The 23,923-nt window shown below is 38.7% G+C and carries 24 protein-coding genes and 1 other annotated feature; all 24 genes read right to left on the bottom strand.

Annotation, left to right across the window (positions count from 1 at the left end; genetic code table 11):
* Positions 1–357: 357 nt before the first annotated feature.
* The 24 genes from J2X07_RS12640 to mnmA all read right to left on the bottom strand — a co-directional run bounded on the left by J2X07_RS12640 (position 358) and on the right by mnmA (position 23,922).
* Positions 358–1,149: a glucose-1-dehydrogenase gene (locus J2X07_RS12640; protein ID WP_310259133.1), complete on the bottom strand. Its 792-nt coding sequence runs from the start codon at positions 1,147–1,149 to the stop codon at positions 358–360.
* 18 nt (positions 1,150–1,167) lie between these two features.
* Complete coding sequence (locus tag J2X07_RS12645; protein WP_310259134.1) at positions 1,168–2,022, bottom strand: GRP family sugar transporter; 855 nt, start codon at positions 2,020–2,022, stop codon at positions 1,168–1,170.
* Between the two features lie 145 nt (positions 2,023–2,167).
* A complete protein-coding gene (locus J2X07_RS12650) occupies positions 2,168–2,404 on the bottom strand; it encodes a YrhC family protein (protein ID WP_310259136.1) in 237 nt (78 codons plus the stop codon).
* Positions 2,405–2,576: 172 nt separating this feature from the next.
* Positions 2,577–3,710: a bifunctional cystathionine gamma-lyase/homocysteine desulfhydrase gene (locus J2X07_RS12655; RefSeq protein ID WP_310259138.1), complete on the bottom strand. Its 1,134-nt coding sequence runs from the start codon at positions 3,708–3,710 to the stop codon at positions 2,577–2,579.
* Between the two features lies 1 nt (position 3,711).
* Positions 3,712–4,635, bottom strand: a complete 924-nt coding sequence (locus tag J2X07_RS12660) for a PLP-dependent cysteine synthase family protein (RefSeq protein ID WP_310259140.1) — start codon at positions 4,633–4,635, stop codon at positions 3,712–3,714.
* Between the two features lie 12 nt (positions 4,636–4,647).
* The gene (locus J2X07_RS12665) at positions 4,648–5,115 is read right to left on the bottom strand and encodes an S-ribosylhomocysteine lyase (RefSeq protein WP_310259142.1); all 468 of its coding nucleotides are present in this window, start codon (positions 5,113–5,115) and stop codon (positions 4,648–4,650) included.
* Positions 5,116–5,118: 3 nt separating this feature from the next.
* Entirely contained in the window at positions 5,119–5,814 is a 696-nt protein-coding gene (gene mtnN / locus J2X07_RS12670; RefSeq protein ID WP_310259144.1) for a 5'-methylthioadenosine/S-adenosylhomocysteine nucleosidase, read from the bottom strand.
* Between the two features lie 19 nt (positions 5,815–5,833).
* Positions 5,834–6,469, bottom strand: coding sequence for a class I SAM-dependent DNA methyltransferase (locus tag J2X07_RS12675; RefSeq protein ID WP_310259146.1), 636 nt, complete (start codon positions 6,467–6,469; stop codon positions 5,834–5,836).
* Between the two features lie 194 nt (positions 6,470–6,663).
* The gene (locus J2X07_RS12680) at positions 6,664–7,284 is read right to left on the bottom strand and encodes a YrrS family protein (protein ID WP_310259148.1); all 621 of its coding nucleotides are present in this window, start codon (positions 7,282–7,284) and stop codon (positions 6,664–6,666) included.
* Positions 7,285–7,381: 97 nt separating this feature from the next.
* A complete protein-coding gene (locus J2X07_RS12685; RefSeq protein ID WP_310259150.1) occupies positions 7,382–9,133 on the bottom strand; it encodes a peptidoglycan D,D-transpeptidase FtsI family protein in 1,752 nt (583 codons plus the stop codon).
* Between the two features lie 674 nt (positions 9,134–9,807).
* A complete protein-coding gene (gene greA / locus J2X07_RS12690) occupies positions 9,808–10,284 on the bottom strand; it encodes a transcription elongation factor GreA (RefSeq protein ID WP_310259152.1) in 477 nt (158 codons plus the stop codon).
* A gap of 148 nt (positions 10,285–10,432) precedes the next feature.
* Entirely contained in the window at positions 10,433–11,074 is a 642-nt protein-coding gene (gene udk / locus J2X07_RS12695) for a uridine kinase (RefSeq protein WP_310259154.1), read from the bottom strand.
* Between the two features lie 27 nt (positions 11,075–11,101).
* A complete protein-coding gene (locus J2X07_RS12700; RefSeq protein WP_310259156.1) occupies positions 11,102–11,758 on the bottom strand; it encodes an O-methyltransferase in 657 nt (218 codons plus the stop codon).
* A gap of 175 nt (positions 11,759–11,933) precedes the next feature.
* A complete protein-coding gene (gene mltG / locus J2X07_RS12705; RefSeq protein ID WP_310259158.1) occupies positions 11,934–13,061 on the bottom strand; it encodes an endolytic transglycosylase MltG in 1,128 nt (375 codons plus the stop codon).
* A 256-nt stretch (positions 13,062–13,317) separates the two neighbouring features.
* Entirely contained in the window at positions 13,318–13,620 is a 303-nt protein-coding gene (locus tag J2X07_RS12710; RefSeq protein WP_310259161.1) for a DUF1292 domain-containing protein, read from the bottom strand.
* A 15-nt stretch (positions 13,621–13,635) separates the two neighbouring features.
* Entirely contained in the window at positions 13,636–14,064 is a 429-nt protein-coding gene (gene ruvX, locus J2X07_RS12715; protein WP_310259163.1) for a Holliday junction resolvase RuvX, read from the bottom strand.
* On the bottom strand, positions 14,064–14,339 hold the full coding sequence (locus tag J2X07_RS12720; protein ID WP_310259165.1) for an IreB family regulatory phosphoprotein: 276 nt from the start codon (positions 14,337–14,339) through the stop codon (positions 14,064–14,066). The genes ruvX and J2X07_RS12720 overlap by 1 nt, the downstream gene beginning before the upstream one ends.
* Positions 14,340–14,417: 78 nt before the next feature.
* Positions 14,418–17,054 (bottom strand): alanine--tRNA ligase, encoded by a 2,637-nt coding sequence (gene alaS, locus J2X07_RS12725; RefSeq protein ID WP_310259166.1) that lies wholly within the window; start codon positions 17,052–17,054, stop codon positions 14,418–14,420.
* A gap of 223 nt (positions 17,055–17,277) precedes the next feature.
* Positions 17,278–17,492, bottom strand: a binding site (T-box leader).
* A gap of 25 nt (positions 17,493–17,517) precedes the next feature.
* Complete coding sequence (locus tag J2X07_RS12730) at positions 17,518–18,600, bottom strand: AI-2E family transporter (RefSeq protein ID WP_310259168.1); 1,083 nt, start codon at positions 18,598–18,600, stop codon at positions 17,518–17,520.
* A gap of 52 nt (positions 18,601–18,652) precedes the next feature.
* Positions 18,653–18,823: a YrzQ family protein gene (locus J2X07_RS12735; protein ID WP_310259170.1), complete on the bottom strand. Its 171-nt coding sequence runs from the start codon at positions 18,821–18,823 to the stop codon at positions 18,653–18,655.
* Positions 18,824–18,853: 30 nt separating this feature from the next.
* On the bottom strand, positions 18,854–19,051 hold the full coding sequence (locus tag J2X07_RS12740; RefSeq protein WP_310259172.1) for a hypothetical protein: 198 nt from the start codon (positions 19,049–19,051) through the stop codon (positions 18,854–18,856).
* A 145-nt stretch (positions 19,052–19,196) separates the two neighbouring features.
* Positions 19,197–21,518 carry an SF1B family DNA helicase RecD2 gene (recD2, locus tag J2X07_RS12745; RefSeq protein WP_310259174.1) on the bottom strand — a complete coding sequence of 774 codons (2,322 nt, stop codon included), beginning with the start codon at positions 21,516–21,518 and terminating at the stop codon, positions 19,197–19,199.
* Between the two features lie 14 nt (positions 21,519–21,532).
* Positions 21,533–22,192 (bottom strand): tetratricopeptide repeat protein, encoded by a 660-nt coding sequence (locus J2X07_RS12750; protein WP_310259177.1) that lies wholly within the window; start codon positions 22,190–22,192, stop codon positions 21,533–21,535.
* 602 nt (positions 22,193–22,794) lie between these two features.
* Positions 22,795–23,922 (bottom strand): tRNA 2-thiouridine(34) synthase MnmA, encoded by a 1,128-nt coding sequence (gene mnmA / locus J2X07_RS12755; protein WP_310259179.1) that lies wholly within the window; start codon positions 23,920–23,922, stop codon positions 22,795–22,797.
* Position 23,923 lies beyond the last annotated feature (1 nt).

Here is a 23,923-nt window from a genome sequence, read left to right on the forward strand (position 1 = left end):
TTTCAGGATGCTCGCTTTCCTCGGGGCGTGCGGTAAGCCCACTCGTCGCTCTGCGACATTGAATGGTCTCACCTACCCCGCTGATCCCGTAGGAGTCTCGCACACCTTACACTCCAATCACCTTGTCAGTGGAGCTAAATTACAGAATTACACCATTAGCAACAATCTTTTTGAAAAAAGCCATTATAAAAAATTGAATTAGAAGATGATGACCCAAACGATGATGCATTTATCGTTTGGGTCATTTTTTATATAGAGGATAACCCATGAATTTAATAAAAAATAATCGTTTTCATTTCATAAAAAACGACTCAGAAGTGAATTTGTTTCACTTTTGAGCCGCTTCTTTTTTATTGCTTATCCTTTTCCTGCTTGAAAGCTTGGATATAAGGTCATTCCGCCATCAGCAATCAGTGTTAACCCAGTTACGTAGCTGGCTTGACTTGACGCGAGCCATGCAGCTGTAGCGGCGATTTCTTCTGGTTCACCGATATAACCCATTGGAATCAGTTTTTCTACTCCTTCTTTTTTCTCTGGATCGGCAAATTTTTCTGCGTTGATGGGAGTATTGATCGCACCCGGTGCAATACTATTGACTCGAATTTTTTTAGGTGCATATTCTAGCGCTAATGTTTCCGTCATTAATTTAATGCCGCCTTTACTTGCAGCATAATGAACGAAATGCGGCCACGGTATAATTTCGTGAACGCTCGACATGTTAATGATGACTCCTTGAATGTTATGATCAACATAATAATCCAGTGCTTCTCGGCAGCCTAAAAATTGCCCCGTAAGGTTTGTAGAGATGACCTTGTTCCAGTCTTCCAAAGATAGCTCGTGCGATGGAACTTCATTTTCAATTCCTGCATTGTTAATCATCACATCGAGCGAACCAAACTCATCTACTGCCGTTTTTATTAATAACTTGACATCCTTTTCTTTCGTAATATCTCCTTGAAAAATTAAACCTTTCCCTCCTTTTTCCTGGATCTCACTCACGATCATATTTGCATCAGCTTTTTGTTTATCATCAAAATAATTGATAACAACATTCGCTTGTTCTTCACCAAATCGAAGAGCACACGCCTTTCCGATTCCACTTGCTGCTCCTGTAATAACTACTGTTTTTCCTTTAAGATCTGGATACATTAAACAGCCACTCCTTCTCTATGATTTTGTGTAGCCTAACATCACGCCGCCGACAATAATCAGCACACAGCCTGATATAACCCATATGATTTCTTTTTTGCTTCGTTTTTCTCCTAAAATAAAAATTCCGCCTAATGTCGAAATAATGATACCTGTCTGAGAAAGCGAAAAGCTTGTAGCGATCCCGATCAAAGGAAGCGCAAGGAGCAATGTTAAATTCCCTGTACTCCAAATTAAACCGGTTAAAATATTCCTTACTGAATACTTATTGAAAGGCTTATGTTTGAAGGACATAATGAGTGCTCCGATAAACATTCCAACAGCCTGAGGAAGAATCGCTTCCCAGCCGCTTATCTCAAACCATCTAATGAGTACAACATATGTAACATACCCAACCGTGGAAATGAGCAAGATTGTAATACCCTTTTTCAAGTTTTGATTGTCTTCTTCACTGCCTTTCTTTCCGCGCAATGAAGTTAAAAGAGCTCCTCCGACTATTGCACATATGGCAATAATACCGATGATAATCTCAGTTTTTGTTTTCCACTCATGAAAGACAATAACGCCAAACAGTGTTGTGCCGAATAACTGCATTCCAGTTGAGAGAGGAACAATTTTTGAGACGCCTAAATAATCAACGCTGGCGAATTGATTCCTCTGGCCAATTACCCAAAACACACCTGATATAGCACCGATCGCAAAGACGGTCATGGTGATGTGCGGTTGAACAACGAAGAACGCCACGATGGAAAATAGCAAGGCTCCAAGGGTCATCCCAAACGTTTGACTATGAAAGTCACCACCTAGCTTTTCACTAACTAATACAATACTTCCCCAGCAGACCGCTGTTATTAGTGCCCAAACAATACCCAAAAAATCCACTTCTTTCTCTAAGATAGTCGTTAAAACTTAGTATGACCTATAATGGTCATGCAGTATTCATACCCGTTTAGAGGGAAAACAAAAACAAAAAACCGTTCCTTTTAAAGGAACGGTAATTGAAATTATTTATTTATTATTAATTTGAAATTTCTTGAAGTTTTACTTTGCACTTTCTTACAGTATTGTACATCAGTGCTGTGAATGATAAACATATAAGAGAAGCACTGCCTAAAGTAACGGATTGGATAAAGCTTTTATCTTCGGGAAGAACTAATCCTACATAAAAGAATGTGCTAACTGCCAATAAGATGAACCCAAAACGCTGGTAGTCAGCTATTTTGTTTTTTAATTCTTTCGTCATATTGTTATTCATAGTAGCTTCTACCTCCTAATCACTAACATTAGGATAACATAGGCTGAGCTAACATAACGGGAATACTTTTGACAAAAACGTGAAGAAAATTTGTCTAAATTGTTATATCGCAAAAGAAAAAAGTGGTCCATTGGGTTGAATTAACATCCCATGAACCACTTTTGTTTTTAGCTTAATTTAATGCATTTTTCAAATCTTCAATAAGGTCTTCTACATCCTCAATACCAACTGAAATTCGGACTAATCCGTCTGTAATTCCTAGTTCAGCTCTTCGTTCAGCAGGAATAGATGCATGTGTCATTCTAGCAGGTACAGAGATTAAGCTTTCTACCGCTCCCAAGCTTTCTGCTAAAGTAAAATATTTTACTTTTTGCAGTACGGCATTTGCTTTTGATTCACTGCCTACATCAAAAGATACCATTCCGCCGAAACCGCCTGATTGCTTTTTAGCGATCTCATGCTGCGGATGCTCTTCAAGTCCTGGATAATAAATTTTTTCAACAGATGGATGATTTTTTAGAAACTCAACAATTTTTTTCGTGTTGCTTTCATGTGCTTCCATTCGTAATCCAAGCGTTTTAATTCCTCGGATTAGCAACCATGAATCTTGAGGTCCTAATACACCTCCAGTTGAATTTTGGACAAAGTGCAAGTCTTCGCCTAACTTTTCATCATTAACAACGACAAGCCCCGCTACAACGTCACTATGGCCACCAATATATTTTGTTGCTGAATGCAATACGATGTCAGCGCCTAATTCAATTGGGTTTTGCCAATATGGTGTGTTGAACGTATTGTCTACCATGAATAGCAGATTTTTCGATTTTGCCCATTTTGCAGCTGCTTCTATGTCCGTTACTTTTAATAATGGATTTGTTGGTGTTTCAACATAAAGAGCTTTTGTGTTCGGTTTTAAAGCCGCTTCAATTTTTTCAACATCAGTCGTATCCACAAAAGTAGATTCAATTCCTAATCGATTCAGGACCTTAGACATCACTCGGTATGTTCCGCCGTATACATCATCTGTTAAAATCACATGATCACCGGTGTTAAACATCATCATAACAGCAGTAATAGCGGCCATTCCTGAACCGAATGCAAATCCTCGTTTACCGCCCTCTAAGTCTTTAATTAATTCTTCAAGCGCATTTCTTGTAGGATTTCCTGTTCTCGAATATTCATATCCTTTATGAACACCTACTTCATCCTGTTTATACGTGCTTACTTGATAGATCGGAAATGACACCGCTCCTGTTTGTTTATCAGAAGGAATGCCTCCGTGGATTAGTTGCGTTTTTCTTTTCATATCAGATGCCTCCTTCATAAATTTTCTTGCTTAAATATCGTTCTGAACTGTCTGCAAATATAGTAACGATCACATCACCGTTCTTAGCAGTTTGTGCTTCGATGAGAGCTGCGTGCAGTGCAGCACCTGAAGAACTTCCTGCCAGCAAGCCTTCTTTTTTTGCCAGTTCAGATACCCTGTTAAACGCGTCAACGTCTGTTATTGTGTGTATGCTGTTAAAGTATGACGCATCCATATAATCAGGTAAAAATTCCATTCCGATTCCTTCTGTTTTATGCGGACCAGATTCTCCCCCATTTAAAATAGATCCTTCTGGTTCAACAATAACTGTCTTTAATTGAGGATTCTTTTCTTTTAAATAACGAGCTGTCCCCATGAAGGTACCACCTGTTCCAGCTCCGGCAACAAAAATGTCTACCTTGCCATCCAAGTCTCTCCAAATCTCAGGTCCAAGCGTTTTGTAATACGTGTTTGGATTGTCCGGGTTTGAGAACTGTGAAGGTGAAAACGAATCTGGAATTTCATTTAATAATTCTATTGTTTTTTGAATCGCGCCTTTTATACCCTGAGCAGTTGGCGTGTGAACAATTTTAGCTCCGAGTGCTTTCATAAGTTCTTGCTTTTCTACGCTGAATTTTTCAGGAATAACAAATAAAACATTAATTCCTTTATTAATTGCAGCTAACGCAAGCCCGATTCCCGTATTTCCAGCAGTGGGTTCAATGACTGTTCCACCAGGCTTCAATTTTCCAGAAGATAAAGCTTGTTCAAGCAGTTCAATGCCTAGACGATCCTTTACACTGCCTCCTGGATTCATAAACTCCAATTTTGCAAAGAGACGGACGCCTTCTGGAAGAGAGAACTGAGTTATTTCCATCAGTGGAGTATTACCGATTAATTCGTGCACATTTTTATATACCTTCATCTTGCCCGACCTCTATTCCGCGAATACGATATGCCATTCATCTTTTTTAGAAAGCATTTTACGAGCAATCTCTTTTGCGCCTTCAAGGCTGTGATTTGCTGCCCAGCCGCATTGTACTTCATTACAAGCTGGCACTTCTGTTGCTTCTAAAACGTCATGAAGTGTTTTTTCAAGCACTTCTAAAATTTCATCATAGTTATCATGGTTGATAACCGATAAATAGAAGCCAGTTTGGCAGCCCATCGGACTAATATCTACTACCGTAGAATGGTGATTACGAATATTCTCAGCCATTAAATGCTCGATAGAATGAAGTCCTTCCATTGGCATATGATCTTTGTTAGGCTGACAAAAACGGATATCGTATTTATGGATGATATCTCCGTTCGCACCAGTCGTCGTACCCGCCAGTCGAACATATGGTGCAGCTACTTTTGTATGGTCAAGGTTAAAGCTTTCAACGTTCATTTTTTTAGTCATTATTTATTTCAGCTCCTCTACAATTTTTTGTACTAGTTCTGCTGAATGCTTAGATGCTGTTTTTAAAAACTGATCATAAGACAAACGTGCGTCTTTTCCAGCAATGTCGGATAGTGAGCGAATAATAACGAATGGAACTCCGAACTGATAAGCAGTTTGAGCAATTGCTGCCGCTTCCATCTCTGCAGCAAAAAGCATTGGAAACTTCTTTCTAATGTCCTCTACCCGCTCATGATCACTCATAAAAGAATCACCAGATGCAATAAGACCTTTAACGACTTGAATATTTTCAACTTTTGATCCTGCTTTTACTGCCGCATCCACTAGCTTTTCATCCGGCAAATAATTTGCAGGCATTTGCGGTACTTGGCCATACTCATAGCCAAAGATGGTTGCATCCACATCATGATGGCGAACTTCAGTAGAGATAACGACATCCCCAACGTTTAAGTCTGTGTGGAAGCCGCCTGCTGAACCCGTATTCAAAATAACGTCAGGCTCATACATCTGAATCATTAATGTTGTACCAATCGCAGCATTTACTTTACCGATTCCTGATTTCAGCAAAACGACTTCTTGATTATTTAATAATCCTTGATAAAACTCACAGCCCGCTAGTTTTTTTTCTTCAAGATCTTTTAGCTGCTCTCTTAATAGAACAACTTCTTCTTCCATTGCTCCAATAATTCCAATTCTCATAAAGGTTAATTCTCCAATATTATTTTTTTACCGCTTCCATTAGCCAAACATATTCGTTTAGTTTTTGAAATGAGACATCAAAATGATGCTTTTTGAAAATATCTTCTAACACACCAATAGTTGTATAGTATTCTGTTTGAAGATCTTTTAATAAATTCAAATATCCTTGATTTTTCACTTTTTCATGACGTTCTTTCTTGTCAGTATCATGCAGGAAGGCGGTATCCGCAAATACAATTTTACCATCTTTTTTAAGCAGCTGGCTATAGAGTCCCACCGCTTTGTCTTTTTCTTCATCTGTCAAGTGATGGAACGCATACGTACTTACAATTGTGTCTGCATGTTCAACTTGCGGGAAAGATAAGAAATCTCCATCATGCAGTTCCAATTGAGGATTACGTGCTAAAGCTTTTTCTCTCATTCCCTTTGACGGTTCAATTCCAATCACTTTCTTTCCACTGGATATTAATTTTTCGCTTAAGTTCCCAGTACCTACTCCGAATTCTAAAACGATATTTCCTGATCTTTGTACAACAGTATTTAAAATTTCATTATATTTATGAAAAACTTCTTTATATTCCTGATCGTCCCCTGAAACTGTTTCATCATATGATGATGACCACTCATCAAAAAGATCAATAAATTCTCGTCCCATTTTTTTCACTCCACCATTAATTTATATAATTCCTATCAACATACTATGAATTAAAAGTTTACAGGTTACAAATTAACACATTTTCAATAAATTTTCAAATCAATCAACTTTAAAATATTAAAAAAGCCGCAAACGAAAACACTGAAAATGAAATAAAAAAAGACAATCCACTTTTAAGTGAATTGTCAATCATGCTATTGTGCACGTGTTACACTGGTAGGTTTCCATCCTTTTTCAGGAATCCACTGTAATTGAACATCGTATTTTACTTTATCTACTTTTGATTGAACAGTCCCTTTTGATAAATCAGGTCCTCCGCCATTTCCTAACCAAAAAATCGTCATTTGATCCTCAGGAATACCTGTTGCATAAGAGAGCGCACTAACCATCTCTTTCCAATCTTGTGATTGATCATCATACGTTTTTTGATGCGGTTCGCTTTGTGAAGTTCCTATCGGTTCCCAAGGACCTTCTGGACCGCCTCCTTCGGGTGTATCTGCATTCGAGTCAGCTTGATCCCCCTCAGAATCTGATTGATTGTCCGAATCGCCTTCTGTTTTAGTTTCATCACTTTTCTGATCATCTTTATCTGATTCCATCTCTATGGATGAATTATCATCTTCTTTGTTAACTGTTTTGGTTTGAGATTGCTGTGTTTCGGATCTTGAAGTTGAAGCGGTTTCTTCATCGCTGCCCGAAAACAAATTATATACAACCACAACGATTAACAGAATTACCAATCCAATTGCAATGTTTAAAAAACGATTTTGTTTTCTTTTTTCTGATCTCGTTGCATATCTTTCGTTTCGTTTCATGATTTCCTCCCAGTCAAGTAAAATGGACTTAATCTATTTTACCATGACTATAGAGTTCAGGCCTATTTCTTTTACCCTATTTTTATCCATCAATTACTTAATTCTCTTCTGAAATGTCCATGAGTTCTCTTGCGATTTCGGAAAAAATCGGGATAGTTCTATTTGTTTGATCGTGCTTTAAATCGACAACCACAAGAGCAAAACGGGGTTTATCTGCAGGAAAGTAACCGGCAAACCATTTATTATTCAGAGTTGACGCCGTTCCTTTTTGTGCTGTCCCAGACTTTCCTGCTACTTGAAACGGCAATGATTGAAGTGCATGTCCTGTCCCTCGTTCGTCTTTAACTACATCAACAAGCAGTGCTTGTAACCTCATCATTGTATAAGGGGACAGAGACTCTGAATTCTGTTCATGATCACTAAACGTAATGAGTTCCGTTTCATTGGCAAAATTAACAGATTCCGCAGCTTTTACTTCCTTCCATGGTCCGCCTCTTGCGATGGTTGCCATCATATTCGCTATCGCTAAAGGTGTTAGTTTAACATCCAGCTGTCCAATAGCTGTTTGAGAGATCGCTAATGGACTCCGGTATTCTTCTATCTTTTTTTTCTGGCTAAAGACTTGTCCATATTCTTCATTGTAAAAATGTGAAAAATGATCTAGATGATAAATTTTACCTGACCATCCGTTTTTTTGCAGAAGTCCTAATTTCGATGCATATTCGCTTATCCATTCCGGATTTGAATCAGTAATCTCATTCGCTAGATCCCCAAATGTTTTGTTGCAGCTTTGGGCAAAACTTTCTTTGAAATTCAGTAAACCTAGCTGTCTTTCATCTTTTTTGCCATAAATATTTAAATTACAGTCATATTGTCTATTGTCTTGAATCTTGTTATCTTCAATGGCGGCTGCTGCCGTTACGATTTTAAAAATGGACCCCGGGATTTGCTGTGCCGTCATCTTATCCTCATTCTTAAAAATGGTCTTACTCGTAAAAAGCGGCCGGCTTGCCATTGCCAGCAGTTCACTGGAATTAACATCCAACAAAACAGCTCCGCCGCTTTCCAATCCATAGAAGTCGATGTACTTTTCCATAGTTTCCTGCATCTTCTTATCAATTGTTGTTTTGACATGCAAGGGATATAAAGGATTGGTTTGTGATCTATATTTCACATCGAGACCAAACAAAGGGTTACCTTGCCGGTCAACATGATAGATAAATTGAGACTCTCCTTCTGATATCAAGAAAGGATCAAAGGTATACTGCAAACCGTTCTTTCCTGTTTTTGTTGTAATGGTTACAGTACCTTTATCCAGCTTATCAGGGTATTTTTGATTGATTAATTTGGGGTCTTCTCCAACTGCTCCTAATATGTGATTCGCGAAAGGCAGAGGTTTACGTCTAGTAACTAACTGGGCATACAAACCTGGAATTTCTAAAGAATTGATTTTATTCATCTGTTCAACAGTAATTTCATGCTGGATAGAAAGTGTGCCAGGTTTTGAAAAGTGGGCCAACATCTCTCTCAGATTTTCAGGTTTTACTTGTACGATCTCCGCAATTTTGGCTATTGGCCATTTATCCTTTATAAGGCTAGGAAATACAACGATTTGAGGTTTAACATCTGTTGATAATAGCTCTCCATTACGATCTATAAAATAACCTCTTCCATCATTTATCGTAAATCGGTGTGTGCGCTGACTTACACTTTCTTCGATAAGATTTATTTTATGCTTGGAAAAAGAATTAGTTGAAATCAGTTGAATATCAGCTATACGGTAAATCAATAGGAGAATTAATGATAAAAATACGATTGCTATGAACATCAATCTTTTTTGCGAAATCATTGTGGTCACCATCCTAACCACATTTTCACCCCAACTAAAACTTCTTAAACAAAGGATGTTTTCGAATTCATTATTGCTTTTGAAAGTCGTTGATTTCCGTTCCAGGATGCTCGCTTTCCGCGGGGTGTGCGGTGAACCTCCCTGGCGCCTTGCGCCTTCAGGGTCTCACCTGTCCCACTGATCCCGCAGGACAAGGAAGGCTTCGTCAGCTATATATCGCACGAAGAAAATGTGATTTTCATTTTCGAGGAGTCTCGCACCTTGCACTCCAATCAACTTTTCATTGAAGTCACACTACAAAAATGACCTAGAAACAACAATCTTTTAGAAAGGCTGTTTTTGTAATCTTTTAGTTGCTTTTGAATGAGATTAATTTCCGTTGCATGTCTCGCTGCAGGGTGTGCGGTGAGCCCTCGGTAGAAGATGACCGATCCTGCTCCAGCTTCTGCAAGAACATCCTCCCTAAGCTAGCTTCCTCGTCGCATACCTTTCAAGATGAATATTCAGGTTGCTGGTATGCAGGAGTCTCGCCCTTCCTCTACAATTAACTGTTCAAATGAAGAGTTCTACCAAGTCTCTCGGTAGCAACAATCTTTTAGATAAGAGCTTAACGAAAAGTCTTTCAAAAATGCAAAAAAAAAAAGACTTGCAAGATGCAAGCCTTCTTCTAAACTTTATTTTACTTCTAAGATTACAACGCTGATCTCTCCGCCAGGTGTTTGAACATTTACTTTATCACCAGGCTTTTTGCCTAATAAGCTTTTTGCCATTGGAGAATCATTTGAAATTTTGCCTTCAAATGGGTCTGCTTCAGCACTACCTACGATCATATATGTTTCCTCGTCGCCATCTGGAAGCTCTTGGAATTTAACAGATTTACCAATGGAAACGTTATCAGAATGGTCTTTATTATCTTCAATAATTACCGAATCACGAACCATTTTTTCTAATTGTACGATACGTGCTTCAACAAATGCCTGCTCGTCCTTAGCTGCATCATACTCAGAGTTCTCAGATAAGTCACCAAAGCTGCGAGCAACCTTAATGCGTTCTACTACTTCTTTACGTCTTTCTGTTTTTAAAAATTCTAATTCGTTTTCTAGCTTTTGTTTACCTTCTAGTGTCATATAGTGTTTTTTCTCGTCTGCCATGTTTTTCACTCCTTCAATAATCAGTACCCTTGTTACGTTATATGATATTTCCAGCAGGGTATGTATAAAATAATTGGACAACAGTGGACGGGCATACTATTAAGTCTAAGGTTGTCCATGTATGCTGAAAAAATGAGGATTGGTTTCCTCATTTTTTCAATAATGCTTTGTCTTCCAAAATCGTTTTAATTTTTGTAACCATTAAGTCAATTGCAACCAGGTTTTGTCCACCCTCTGGAATAATAATGTCAGCGTATCTTTTCGTCGGTTCAATAAACTGGTTATGCATCGGCCGCACGACTGAAGTATATTGGTCGATAACGGAATCAATGGTTCTGCCGCGATCACGTATATCACGTACCATTCTTCTTATGACACGAATATCAGCATCTGTATCAACAAACAATTTGATATCCATTAAATCGCGTAACCGCTCATCTTCCAAAATCAGAATACCTTCCAATATTATTACATCTTTAGCATCAACTGGGATAATTTTATCACTTCTTGTATGTACTGTATAGTCGTACACTGGTTTTTCAATCGATTCATAGGCTTGAAGGGCGGAAATATGCTGTATTAGTAAATCATTATCAAATGCTAGCGGATGATCATAATTCGTATTAATCCTTTCATCCATTGATTTTTCTGATTGATCTTTATAATAAGCATCTTGCTCAATAATTAAAATAGACTGATCTGCAAACTGTCGATAAATTTCTTTCGCAACTGTTGTTTTACCAGACCCAGATCCGCCTGCAACCCCAATAACAATAGGTTTTTTTGACATCTTTCTTAATCCTCCAAACTAATGAACCTACTTTGTATTCTTCCTCATACTCACCATCATTCCATCCCCAACAGGCACGATTGTAGAATGAAAGTCCGGGTGCTGCATTAAATAACTGTTGAAACTTCTGATTTTCTTTACAAGCGAACGCAGTCTTCTGCTTTCTAAACCGCTTTCGTCTGCTACAAATCCTCTAAAGAGAATATTATCCGTCACGATAATCCCATCTGATGAAAGCATAGAAGAATAATGATCAAAGAAGTTTTGATATTGTCCTTTTGCCGCATCAATAAAAATAAAGTCATATGGGGCATAGTGTTCTACCTGACTCTGCAATTCATTCGCATCCCCAAGCAATAAGTGGATTTTATCCTGCAGATCCAGTGCAGCCACATTTTGTTTCGCTATATTGAACCGATCTTCATCTCTTTCAATCGTGATGATTTCAGCTGAAGAACATACTAGTGACATTCGAATAGCGGAATACCCTATGGCAGTCCCTACTTCTAATATTCGCTTCGGATTCTTCAATCTGACATATGTTAATAACGTTTCCATTCCTATTAATTCCATGATGGGAACGTCATTTTCTTTTGCATATTGTTCCATTTGCAAAACATGCTGAGTGCGCGCTTGAATTAAGTTTTCGATATATTGATTTACTTCATTTGAGACCAATGTCACACGCCTCCTTCACACTAACCGGTATATTGTAACATAATCTTTATGTGAAGGCGAGAGGATGTGATATTCAAAGATTGATTGGAGATTCCTTTCATCATCTCCATTGTGACCCCTTTATCCATATCTGTAAAAAAAAAGCTCGCCCGAGGAGTTTGATCCTGCGAACCAGCCTTTGCTATTTGCTTTCTTTTTGCTGCCACACGTTCCATTCGTTTTTATATTTTTGGTAAACAGCATTATGTTCTTGAAGTGTTTTTGAGTAAATGACTTCACCATTTGGTCTTGCGTAAAAAAAGAGCTCGGTCATTTTTGCAGGGTTTAATGCTGCTGCAATCGATTTTTCACCCGGTGAGGTTATAGGACCGATCGGGATTCCTTTATATCGATACGTATTATAAGGAGAATCGTATTGCAAATCTGTGTACAGAACTTTAACTTCAAAATCTTTTCTTGCATATTTCACGGTTGGATCTGAATCTAGTTTCATGTTTTGTGCAAGACGGTTATGAAATACACCAGAGATTTTTTTACGGTCCTGTTCCCTTTGTGACTCTTCTTCAATAAGAGAGGATAAGGTGATCACTTGAAATAAAGAGAAGCCGCTTTTATTTATTTCTTTTTCATGTTTTGAAATAACATGATTCGCTTGCTCCACCATTTTATCTATAATCTCTTTTACAGGTGGTTTCTTCTTATCGAATTCGTAGGTTGCAGGAAAAAGAAAACCTTCTAGCGGATAATATAATCCTTGTTTATTAATCTCATCAGGAAGAAAGCTGTATTTGTTTTGCAGTTCTTTTAAATAAGCTTTGTCAGACATCACTTTCAGAATATCAGCTTCTTTGTATCCTGTACTTACGCTGATTTCTTTGGCAGTCTGAGGAACATTAAAGCCTTCTGGGATGATAATGACAAGTTCCGGCTTCTTAAACAATTTTCCTTCTTTTAAAGCATTGATGATTTTATTCAGATTCATGGAAGGCGAAAGTTCATATATTCCGGCTTGAATATTGCTTTCTCCTTTAGCGCGTATGTAATATTTAAAAAACAATCCGCTATTGATGACACCTTTTTCTTCTAACTCTTTTCCGATTGCACCTGTAGATGCTCCAATCGGTATTTTTACCGTAACTTTACTGTTGTTACCGGCATCCATAGGCGCCGTATTCTTTTCATAGTAAAAATAAGCAGCTCCTGCAGCAAGAAGTATAATGACTAACAATATGGCCATTATGTTGAATAAGATTCGTTTACGTTTTCGTTTTTTATTTATGTATTCACCAGATGACTGGAGCTGAATCATTGTGGGTCCCCCTTCCATCTGCTTTATTATACTTTTGCTAACAGAAATTGTCGAGATTAGTAGTTAATTGGAATTAAAAAAAGGAACCATGACAAGTGCCCATACGAATAGCGACCGTCCTGGACGCAAGTCAAACCACATCTATTTGTGACAATGTTTACGAAAACAGCTCTTTCATTAACATTATTATAAAGCAATAAAAAACGGCTCAGAAGCGATGATTTATCACTTTTGAACCGTTTCGTTTTACTTTTGTTTATTCAGTTTCGAATTCATCATCTTGGAATGTATTTAACATTTCTTCAACGATGTCCCACTCTTCATCAGTTTCTAAAGGGAATAATGCTAAATCATCATCTTCTTCCCCTTTATCTTCATAACGGAATGGAAACACTTCAACTTCGTCATCATCTTCATCATCTTCAGAATCTGATACTGGAATAGTTACCATATAGGATTTTCCTGTTTGGTCCACATCAAATTTAAATAAAACTTCAAATAAATTTTCGTCACCGTTCTCATCTGGAATAATAATGCGTTCGCGTTCTTCTTTTGCCATGAGTGGCTCACCTCTTTAGTTTCGATTTTGCTGGCTGTCCATGTACCCTTGCAAAATGATCGATGCTGCCAGCTTATCGATCACTTGCTTACGCTTCTTCCTGCTCACATCAGCAGCTATCAGCGTACGTTCTGCTGCCATTGTTGTCAGTCTCTCATCCCATAGGATAACCGGAAGTCCCGTTTTACTTTCAATTTCTTTTGCGAAAGCTTGGCAAGCCTCCCCTGTCGGTCCGATTGAACCGTTCATGTTTTTCGGGAGACCAACAACAATCTTGCTGACTTCATAGTTTGAGATCAGTTCTTCTAGTCTTACAAAATCTTCTTCAGGACGGTTCGGACGTCTTCTGATCGTTTCAACGCCTTGTGCTGTCCATCCCAGACCATCAGAAACGGCAACACCTATCGTTTTTGAACCTACGTCCAATCCAAGTATTCTTGACATTAACGGCTTCCTTCTTTTTGATTTAACAGGTATGACTTAACCAGCTCTTCAATCAGCTCGTCCCGCTCGAGTTTTCGAATCATGCTTCTCGCATCATTATGGCGAGGAATATACGCCGGATCCCCTGAAAGTAAATAACCGACAATCTGATTAATCGGATTATATCCTTTATCCTGCAGGGCTTCATAAACAGAGAATAGGACTGTCTCTACATTCGTTTTATAAGCGTCATCCTCGTTGAAGTTAAACTTCATCGTTTTATCCATGGAACTCACTAGCGAACACCTCTTTCTGAAGATCTCCCATAAGGGACAAATTAGTTATTTACTCTATTGTACATGAAAGAGGAAAGCTTAGGAAACCGTTTTAATCAATTCAACTGCAGAATCTATCCCTTCCTGCAGTTTTTCAGGGTCTTTTCCGCCTGCTTGTGCCATGTCCGGACGGCCTCCGCCACCGCCGCCGCAGCGAACAGCAACTTCTTTAACTAGATTGCCCGCATGGTATCCTTTTGAAACTAAATCTTTTGTAACACCAGCAACAATATTCACTTTTCCTTGGCTTTCTGATCCTAAAATTACAATCCCGCTCTGAATTTTGTTCTTTAAGTCATCCACGATCGAACGCAGACCATTCATGTCAGATGCATTAATTTTCTTCGCAATCACAGATACCCCATTGATGAATTGGACTTCATCCACAAGACTTCCTGCTTCCATATTGCCAAGTTTTGAAGCAAGAGATTCTTTTTCTTTTTGAAGTTCTTTAATCTGATCATTTAATCCATCAATTCGTTGTGGAACATCTTTAATATTCGTTTTTAATTTTGAAGCTGTTTCTTTTAAAAGCTGAACTTGACCATTCATTAAACGATAAGCCGCTTCACCTGTTACTGCTTCAATACGGCGTGTTCCTGCACCAATTCCGGATTCGGACACTATCTTAAAGAGTCCAATCTCAGCTGTGTTGTTAACATGGCATCCGCCGCACAATTCAAGGCTATAATCACCGACTTTAACAACTCGAACCGTTTCTCCATATTTTTCGCCGAAAAGCGCCATTGCCCCCATTGCTTTTGCTTCTTGGAGATTTTTGACCATTTTTTCGACAGGGATATTTGCCCATACTTTTTCATTTACGATTTCTTCGATTCTCTCAAGTTCTTCTGAAGAGATGCTTCCGAAATGAGTAAAGTCAAAACGTAAGCGGCTGCCTTGTACAAGTGATCCCGCTTGGTTTACATGTGTTCCGAGTACATCTTTTAGCGCCTGATGAAGAAGGTGTGTAGCTGTATGGTTCTTAATTACTTTTGCACGGGTAGTTTCATTAACCTGAACTGTAACATTCATGTTATTTTCAAGGACACCGTGCTCTACAATTACAGTGTGCAAATTCTGCCCATTAGGAGCTTTTTGTACATCTTTCACCCGCAGTTGCAGCCCGCTTCCTGTAATCGTTCCTTCATCCGCAATTTGTCCGCCGCTCTCCGCATAAAATGGCGTTTGGTCTAAAATAATCTGTGCTTCCTCACCTGAAGGAACCATCGTGACTCTTTCTCCATTTTGCAGCACTTCAAGAATCTTTGCCTCGCCAGTAAGCTGGTCATATCCTGAAAACTCACTCTTAACGGTGATGTCAGAAAGAACTCCACCCTGAACTTGCATGCTGTCTACTTCTTGTCTTGCAGCACGAGCACGTTCACGCTGAGCTTTCATTTCGTTTTCAAAACCTCGCAGATCAACTTGCATACCATTCTCTTCTGCATATTCTTGTGTTAATTCAAATGGGAAACCAAATGTGTCATATAATTTGAACGCATCCTGTCCAGAAACAACAGTATTTCCTTGTGATTTTTCTTTAGAGATCACTTCTTCTAAAATAGCAAGACCTTCGTTAATCGTTTCATGAAATCTTTCTTCTTCCGTTTTAACGACTTTTTGAATAAAAGGGATTTTCTCTTTTACTTCTGGGTAAAAATCAACCATAATATCCGCAACCGTTGGAACTAATTCATACATAAACGGTTTGTTGATACCGATTTTTTTTGCAAAGCGGATTGCTCTTCGAATCAAACGTCTAAGAATATACCCTCGCCCTTCGTTTGAAGGAAGCGCACTGTCACCAATTGCAAAACTAACTGTGCGAATGTGGTCAGCAATTACCTTAAATGCAGTATCCGTTTCAGTACTCGTGCCATATGTTGAGTTCGCAATCTTTTCTGTTTCTTTAATGATCGGCAAAAATAGATCCGTCTCAAAATTCGTTTTTGTATCTTGGATAACGGAAACCATTCTTTCAAGACCCATTCCTGTATCAATATTTTTCTTAGGAAGCGGCGTATAAGTACCGTCCGGATTGTGATTAAATTGAGAAAATACAAGGTTCCATACTTCTAAATATCTGTCGTTCTCCCCGCCGGGATATAGTTCAGGGTCTGTTGGATCATTTCCATAAGTTTCTCCACGGTCATAGAAGATCTCCGTATTCGGGCCGCTTGGACCTTCGCCAATATCCCAGAAATTCCCCTCGAGGCGTATAATACGTTCTTCTGGCAGACCTACTTGCTTCGTCCAGATATCAAATGCTTCGTCATCTTCAGGATGAATGGTCACCGAAAGTTTGTCAGGATCAAATCCGATCCAGTCTTCGCTTGTTAAAAATTCCCAAGCCCAAATGATTGCTTCTACTTTAAAATAATCGCCGATTGAAAAGTTACCAAGCATTTCAAAAAACGTGTGGTGTCTAGCTGTTATTCCTACGTTCTCAATGTCATTTGTACGAATCGATTTTTGAGCATTCGTAATTCGGGGATTATCAGGAATTACTCGTCCGTCAAAATATTTTTTTAGCGTAGCTACACCGCTGTTTATCCAAAGTAAAGTTGGATCTTCATGAGGAACAAGTGATGCACTTGGCTCCACACGGTGTCCTTTTTCCTTAAAATAGTCTAAGAACATTTGTCTAACCTGAGCTGAAGTCAATGTTTTCATTTCATTGCATCTCCTTTAATTTTTTTCATTTTTTTGATAAATCAAAAGGCTGTTTTCGCATTCATTGTGGCTTTTGAAAGTGGTTGATTTCCGTTTCAGGTTGCTCGCTTTCCGCGGGGCAGGCGGTGAGCCCTGCAGGAGTCTCGCACCTTACACTCCAATCAGCCTGTCATCGAAGTAAACATTAGAAAAATCCAAACAAAAAACTCCCATCCCTAAATAAAACAGGGACGAGAGTTTGGCTTCACGCGGTACCACCCTGGTTACATGCAAATATACATGTCACCTCGAACGCCATAACGCGGCAGCACGACAGATTTTCCTTCTGCACTCCAGAGTAGCTTTCGGTTTTTCTTCTTCCTAAAACACCTTTCAGCCGGTGGGTGTTTCTCTCTTTCGGAAGGGCTAAAACGTACTGATCTCTATCAACGTTTTTAATCTTCTAGCGTTAGTATACGGTTTTTCAATCTGGCTTGTCAATCGGATCTCTTAAACGATGCTCGCGAATATGTACGATGATTACTTTTATGACCGCAAATACGGGAACCGCAAGTATCATCCCAGGAACACCAGCAAGCTCGCCGCCAAGAAGAAGCGAAAAAATAATAAATACAGGATGAATGTGAAGGTTTCTTCCTACGATGAATGGACCAAGTATATTTCCTTCAATAAATTGAAGTACAAGCATAATTCCAATTGTGATCCAAACCATTTTCCATGAAATCGTAAGCGCAATTAAAATAACAGGAATGGCTCCTAAAATCGGTCCAAAATATGGAATAATATCGGTTATCGCAATAACGATTCCTAATAGAATCGGATAAGGCATTCCAACGATCCAAAGCGCAATCATAGCCGCTGCACCTAGAATGGCTCCTACAAATAATTGTCCCCTTATGTATCCCCCTAAAGAACGATCGATATCCTCCACAAGATGCTTTCCTTCCATTCGAAACCTTCGGGGAGTTATATACCAGGCTGCCTTCTTAATTTTTTCAAAATCGTTTAAGAAATAAAAAACTAAAAAGGGTACAACAACGATAACCAATAAATAATCAAAAAGCTTTTTGATAGAAAAAATAGCATTTGTTAAGATGTTCTGAGCATTCATTTCCATTTTATCAATGTAGTGCTCAATTTTTAAATGGACGCCATATGGAAGAGCAGATGTCCCTTGATCTACTTTTGACAGCAGCGCTTTATAATCGGTCGCCAGTCCGGGTAAATTTGATAAGAGTTCTTTTAATTGTACGATAAAATACGGGAATCCCTTTATGATTCCGTACGCTAGTCCGCCAAAAAACAGAAAATAAATAACTAAAATAGCTACAAATCTAGGCATGCCCTTTTCATGAATGTACTCCACTACTGGATGAAGCAAATACGTTATGAGAGCCGCTAAAAAGAATGGCAAAAAAACTCCTTTAATTGCATTTAAAAAAGGGGTATAAAGAGGATTCAGTTTCATGAGCAGATACAAGCACAAAAAAAGCAAAACTAAGAATGTAAGCCTGTATACCCATTTCAGTCTTTTATCTTTTGTCAAACCATATCACCCTTTTCGAAAAAACCCCGTCTTTATATAGACGGGGAAGATATTAATATATGGCTTTAGCGATTCTTTTTCTGATTTTCTTCATTCTTCTAGATGTCCAAAGATCACCAAGATCCGAAAAATTCATGGACATTCTTTTATTTCCGTTGCTTCTCATCGCATATGTCGCTGCTCCAATACCAAGTGCGATCAAAGAACTCATCGTCCTGTTCATACTTTTCACCTCGACATCAGAGTATCGTGCTTACCATGTATTTTCCTTATAGGATAGATCCTGATCTTCAAACAAGTCATCGAGGGATGTTAATGAACCGTCTTCTTCCACTTGATGAAGGGACAGTCTTCCTTTAACAATGGAAAGTTCAATAAAACAATTCCAGCAATAATACTGGTTAACCCCGATTTTTCCAATATCTTTTCTGCTGCAGTTCGGACATTCCACTTGCTTTCTCTCCTTTAAATTTACTTTTACAAGGGTGTCCTAAAAGTGCTGGAAATATACGTACTATTGGATTGTTGAAGGTCATGCCTATAAAGAAAAAAAGAAATGTTCGATAAAGATGCGAATGTGCATCCTTCGAACATTTCTAGTTTGTTTCTTCAAACAAAGAATCATTCAATAAATCTTTTTCCAATAATGTTTCTTTTAAACGGTCCTGTAACCCAGAGTAACGTTCCGATTCATCCGAACGGCTGATTGCCCAGGAGAAGGCTTCTTGTTCTCCGCACAGTATTAAATATTCTTTGCTTCTTGTTATGGCCGTATAGATTAAATTACGCTTGAGCATCCGATAGTAGCTTTTCACAATAGGCAAAATGACAATGGGGTATTCACTTCCCTGTGATTTATGAATCGAACAGCAAAAAGCATGTGTAAAATGGTGAAATTCATTCCGTTTATACGTAACTTCAATTTCATCAAAGCTAATAACGATTAGATCTTCTTTATCTGTATTTTCTTTTGCGTAAATGATTGCTGCTATTTCACCTATGTCCCCATTAAAAACATGGTCTTCTGGCTGGTTAACAAGCTGAAGCACTTTATCACCTTTTCGGTAAAAAGCTTGTCCAACTTGTAATTGGCGCTGTTTCGCTTTTTCAGGGTTAAACAGTCGCTGCAGCTCCAAATTTAGCCTGTCAATCCCAAGCGGTCCCTTATACATAGGAGCCAGAACTTGTATATCGCGGGAAGTATAGCCTTTTTTTATGGCATTTTCACACACTTGCATAATGACTTGAAAAACGTTTTCTCCTGAGCATGGGAAAAAGCGTCTGTCAGCTTGCGGTTTCAACAGATCATCTGGCACGGTGCCTTTTTTCATGTCATGTGCCAAACGAACAATGGACGAACCCTCTGCTTGTCTATATATATCCGTCAATCTTGAATTTGGAATATGCGGAGAAGATAACAAGTCCTTTAAAACTTGCCCAGGTCCTACTGATGGAAGCTGGTCTTCGTCCCCCACAAAAATAATTTGAATATGTTCAGGGAGAGCTTTCCCTAAAGAAAATGCGAGCCATATATCCACCATCGACATTTCATCTACAATTAAAAGCTTTCCTTCAATAGGTTCCTCTTCATTTTTTTCAAAAGTTCCCGCACCTCTCCATCCTAATAAACGATGAATCGTATGAGCAGGTATACCTGTTGATTCCATCATCCGTTTAGCTGCTCTTCCTGTTGGAGCAACAAGCAAAACAGGGAATGGTTCTTTTTTTCCACGGTAATCATCCGGATTCAGACTTACACCATGAATTTCACCGTAAAGTTCCACGATCCCTTTAATTACGGTAGTCTTACCTGTTCCGGGTCCTCCAGTAAGAATCATTACCGAGGAGGTGAGTGCTTTTTTAATGGCCTCTTTTTGACTATTCGCATATGTAATATTGAGTCTTTTTTCTAAATTTATGATTTCAGCGTCAATTTGTTTTTCTGGAATGGCGTAATCTGTTTCTTGGGATTTGAGCAGATGAGTGATTTTCTCTGCAAACCCTTTTTCCGCATAAAAAAGTGAAGGTAAATACACAACATTTTCTTTTAATATCAGCCGTTTATCAATTTCCATATCTTGAATTTCTCTAAAAACACTCATCTCGTCTACGGTGTTTGTTCCGTCGGCTAATAGTGTTCTTACGCCAGAAAGCAATTCATCAACAGGCAAGTAGGAATGACCAAGATCGGTACCTTGCTCTTTTAAAATAAAATGACAAGCCGCTTGTATCCTCTCTGGATGGTTTACTTGCATGCCATTTCCTTTAGCGATTTCATCCGCTCTGTGAAACCCGATACCCGGAACATCTTCAATAAGCCGATATGGTTCGTTCTTAATTACAGTAACCGCTTCATCTTGATACGTTTGAAAAATCTTCATCGCAAGCTGCGGACCAATTCCATATGGCTGCACAGTCATCATGACCTGATCTAATCCTCTGTTTTCAAGCAATGCTTCATATAGATTCTTTGCCTGATCTTCTGTCAGTTTTGGTATCTCGCTAATATAATCGGGTGATTCAATCAGTTTTGTGATTGCATTATCCCCGAGGACATCAACGATATGTTCAGCTGTTTTTTTACCGATTCCTTTAAACAGATCACTCGATAAATATTGAATCATCGCTTCTTTAGATTGCGGCATCTCAATTTTGAAAAAATGGACTTCATACTGTTTACCGTATTTCGGATGATCTTTAAACTTCCCATATAGAACATACTGTTCATCTTCTCTTAGCGGAGGAAGAATACCTGTGATCATGACTTCTTTTTCATCATAATTTTCGTTCGTCTCTCTTACTCTAATCCTTGCAACCGTATATAAGCTTTCCGCCTGATGGTAGACAGTCGAAATCAACGTTCCTTTAATATATCCAGACGATTCATCCTGTAAGTGAAAGGAAGGCTGCTGTGCCATAACGCACCTCCTTTTTATTCATTTTTACCTTTATTTTCTATATTCCTTTTCCCATTCCCTGCTAGATAATGCTGTGGCTGAATAGTTAATGCTTTTTCAAATGCTTCTAAAGCATCATTGTCTTGATCAAAAAATCGATAAGAGACCCCTAGATTGTACCAGGCATCTGCATGATTTTGATTGAACTCAGTCACTTTCATAAATGTGTTTAGCGCTGCTTTTACATCACCCATTCTTCCTTGACACAGTCCAAATTGAAAAAGTGCCTCATCATCTTTTTCATTCAACTCAGTTGTCCGAAGCAAGTAAGGAAATGCCAGTCTGTTTTCTCCAAGTGAAACAAGGGACATACCTGCCATAAAATATGAATCAGCATCTCTTAAGCCGCCTTTAATTGCTTCTTGAAACAATTTTGCCGCTTTTGAAAATTGTTCGAGACGATAACATGCAATACCTGCACCATACAATGCGGCTGCAGCATTTTCATCGAGAGAAAGGGCTTTATCAAAAAAGAGGATCGCTTTCTCATGTTCATGTACAGCAGAAAGTAAATTACCGAAATTAATATAATGAACTGGATTTTGAGGATCTGCTTCTATCATGGCTTCAAGATTTTTAGCAGCCTCTTCAAATTTTCCTTTTTTTAAATATTCAAGACCCTTTGATGGCTCCATCTTCATTCCTCCATCCATATATCCAATCAAAGTATATCAAACCCCACTTAAAACCGCATAACGTTTTCTTTCGTTTGCATATATTCCGTATGGCGCGCATTCAGCGACTATAGATGTCGCTGAACACGCATGGCATAACTAATTATAATTACATTGTATTTTTGGAAAGGCTCTTTTCTAAAGGCTCTCTTCTAGAAGATTGTTGCTTTTAGGGCATTTTCGTAAAGAACCTTCATTGAAAAGTTAATTGAAGTGCAAGGTGCGAGACTCCTGGGGGATTAGTGGGACAAACGAAAAGCGGAAACGGTTTGTACAGACCCGACAAGCAAAAGGTGGATGGGCTAGGAAGGTGCTTTTTACCTTCAAGACCATTTAACTTTTGACCTCGAGGGGCTAACCGTTGTAGCTAGACAGGTGAGACTCCTGATAGTGCGAAGCGCTTAGGAGGCTCACCGCACACCCCCCCCGGAAAGCGAGTATCCTGGAGCGGAAATCAGCCACTTTCAAGAGCAACAAAGTTTGCAAAAACAGCCTTAGAAAAAACAAAAAACTGGCTACTTCAGACACTTTCACCTGAAAAAGCCAGTTTATGAATTGTACTTTTACAAATATGTGATCGCTTTGTCATCTTTATAGACGGTATCGATCGTCGCTCCACCTAAACATACATCACCATCATAAAACACTACCGCTTGTCCTGGTGTAATAGCTCTTTGCGGCTCATCAAAAACGACTTGCAGTGTTTGATCTTCCATCACATGTACTGTAACACCCATATCTGGCTGACGATAACGGAATTTTGCTGTGCATTTGAAAGTAGATGCTGGAGTTTGATTAGATATCCAGCTTGCTTTAACTGCAGTTAAACTTTCAGAATACAATTTTTCATGATGAAAGCCTTGTTCCACATATAATACATTGTCTTTTAAGTTTTTCCCGACAACAAACCAAGGATCTCCGCTTCCGCCGATGCCAAGACCATGACGCTGACCAATCGTGTAATACATCAAACCATCATGCTTTCCTTTAACTTCCCCTTGAAGAGTTTGCATTTGACCCGGTTTTGCTGGCAAATACTGACTCAGGAACGTTTTAAAGTCTTTTTCACCAATGAAACAAATACCCGTAGAATCCTTTTTCTTTGCAGTTGCGAGACCCGCTTTTTCAGCAATTTTCCGGATTTCTGGTTTTTTTAACTCTCCAATTGGGAACAAAACTCTTTTTAATTGCTCTTGTGAAAGCTGGTTAAGAAAATACGTTTGGTCTTTATTTTCATCGACACCGCGAAGCATTTTTACTTCGCCATCTATTTCAGCCACTCTTGCATAGTGGCCTGTTGCAACATAATCCGCACCTAGATTCATGGCATGATCCAAGAAGGCTTTGAACTTAATTTCCTTATTGCACATGACATCAGGATTAGGTGTTCTTCCTGCCTTATATTCATCCAAAAAGTACGTAAATACTTTATCCCAGTATTCTTTTTCAAAATTCACTGCGTAATATGGAATGCCAATTTGGTTGCAGACCGCAATGACATCATTATAATCTTCAGTTGCTGTACATACTCCGTTTTCATCGGTATCATCCCAGTTCTTCATAAAGATGCCGATTACGTCATAGCCTTGCTCTTTTAATAAAAGTGCGGCAACGGAAGAGTCAACTCCGCCACTCATTCCGATTACTACTCGTGTATCTTGAGGTGCCTTTTTGTTTAATTCTGTTTGCATA

The organism is Fictibacillus barbaricus, assembly GCF_031457135.1.
Classification (GTDB): Bacteria; Bacillota; Bacilli; order Bacillales; family Fictibacillaceae; genus Fictibacillus; species Fictibacillus barbaricus_A.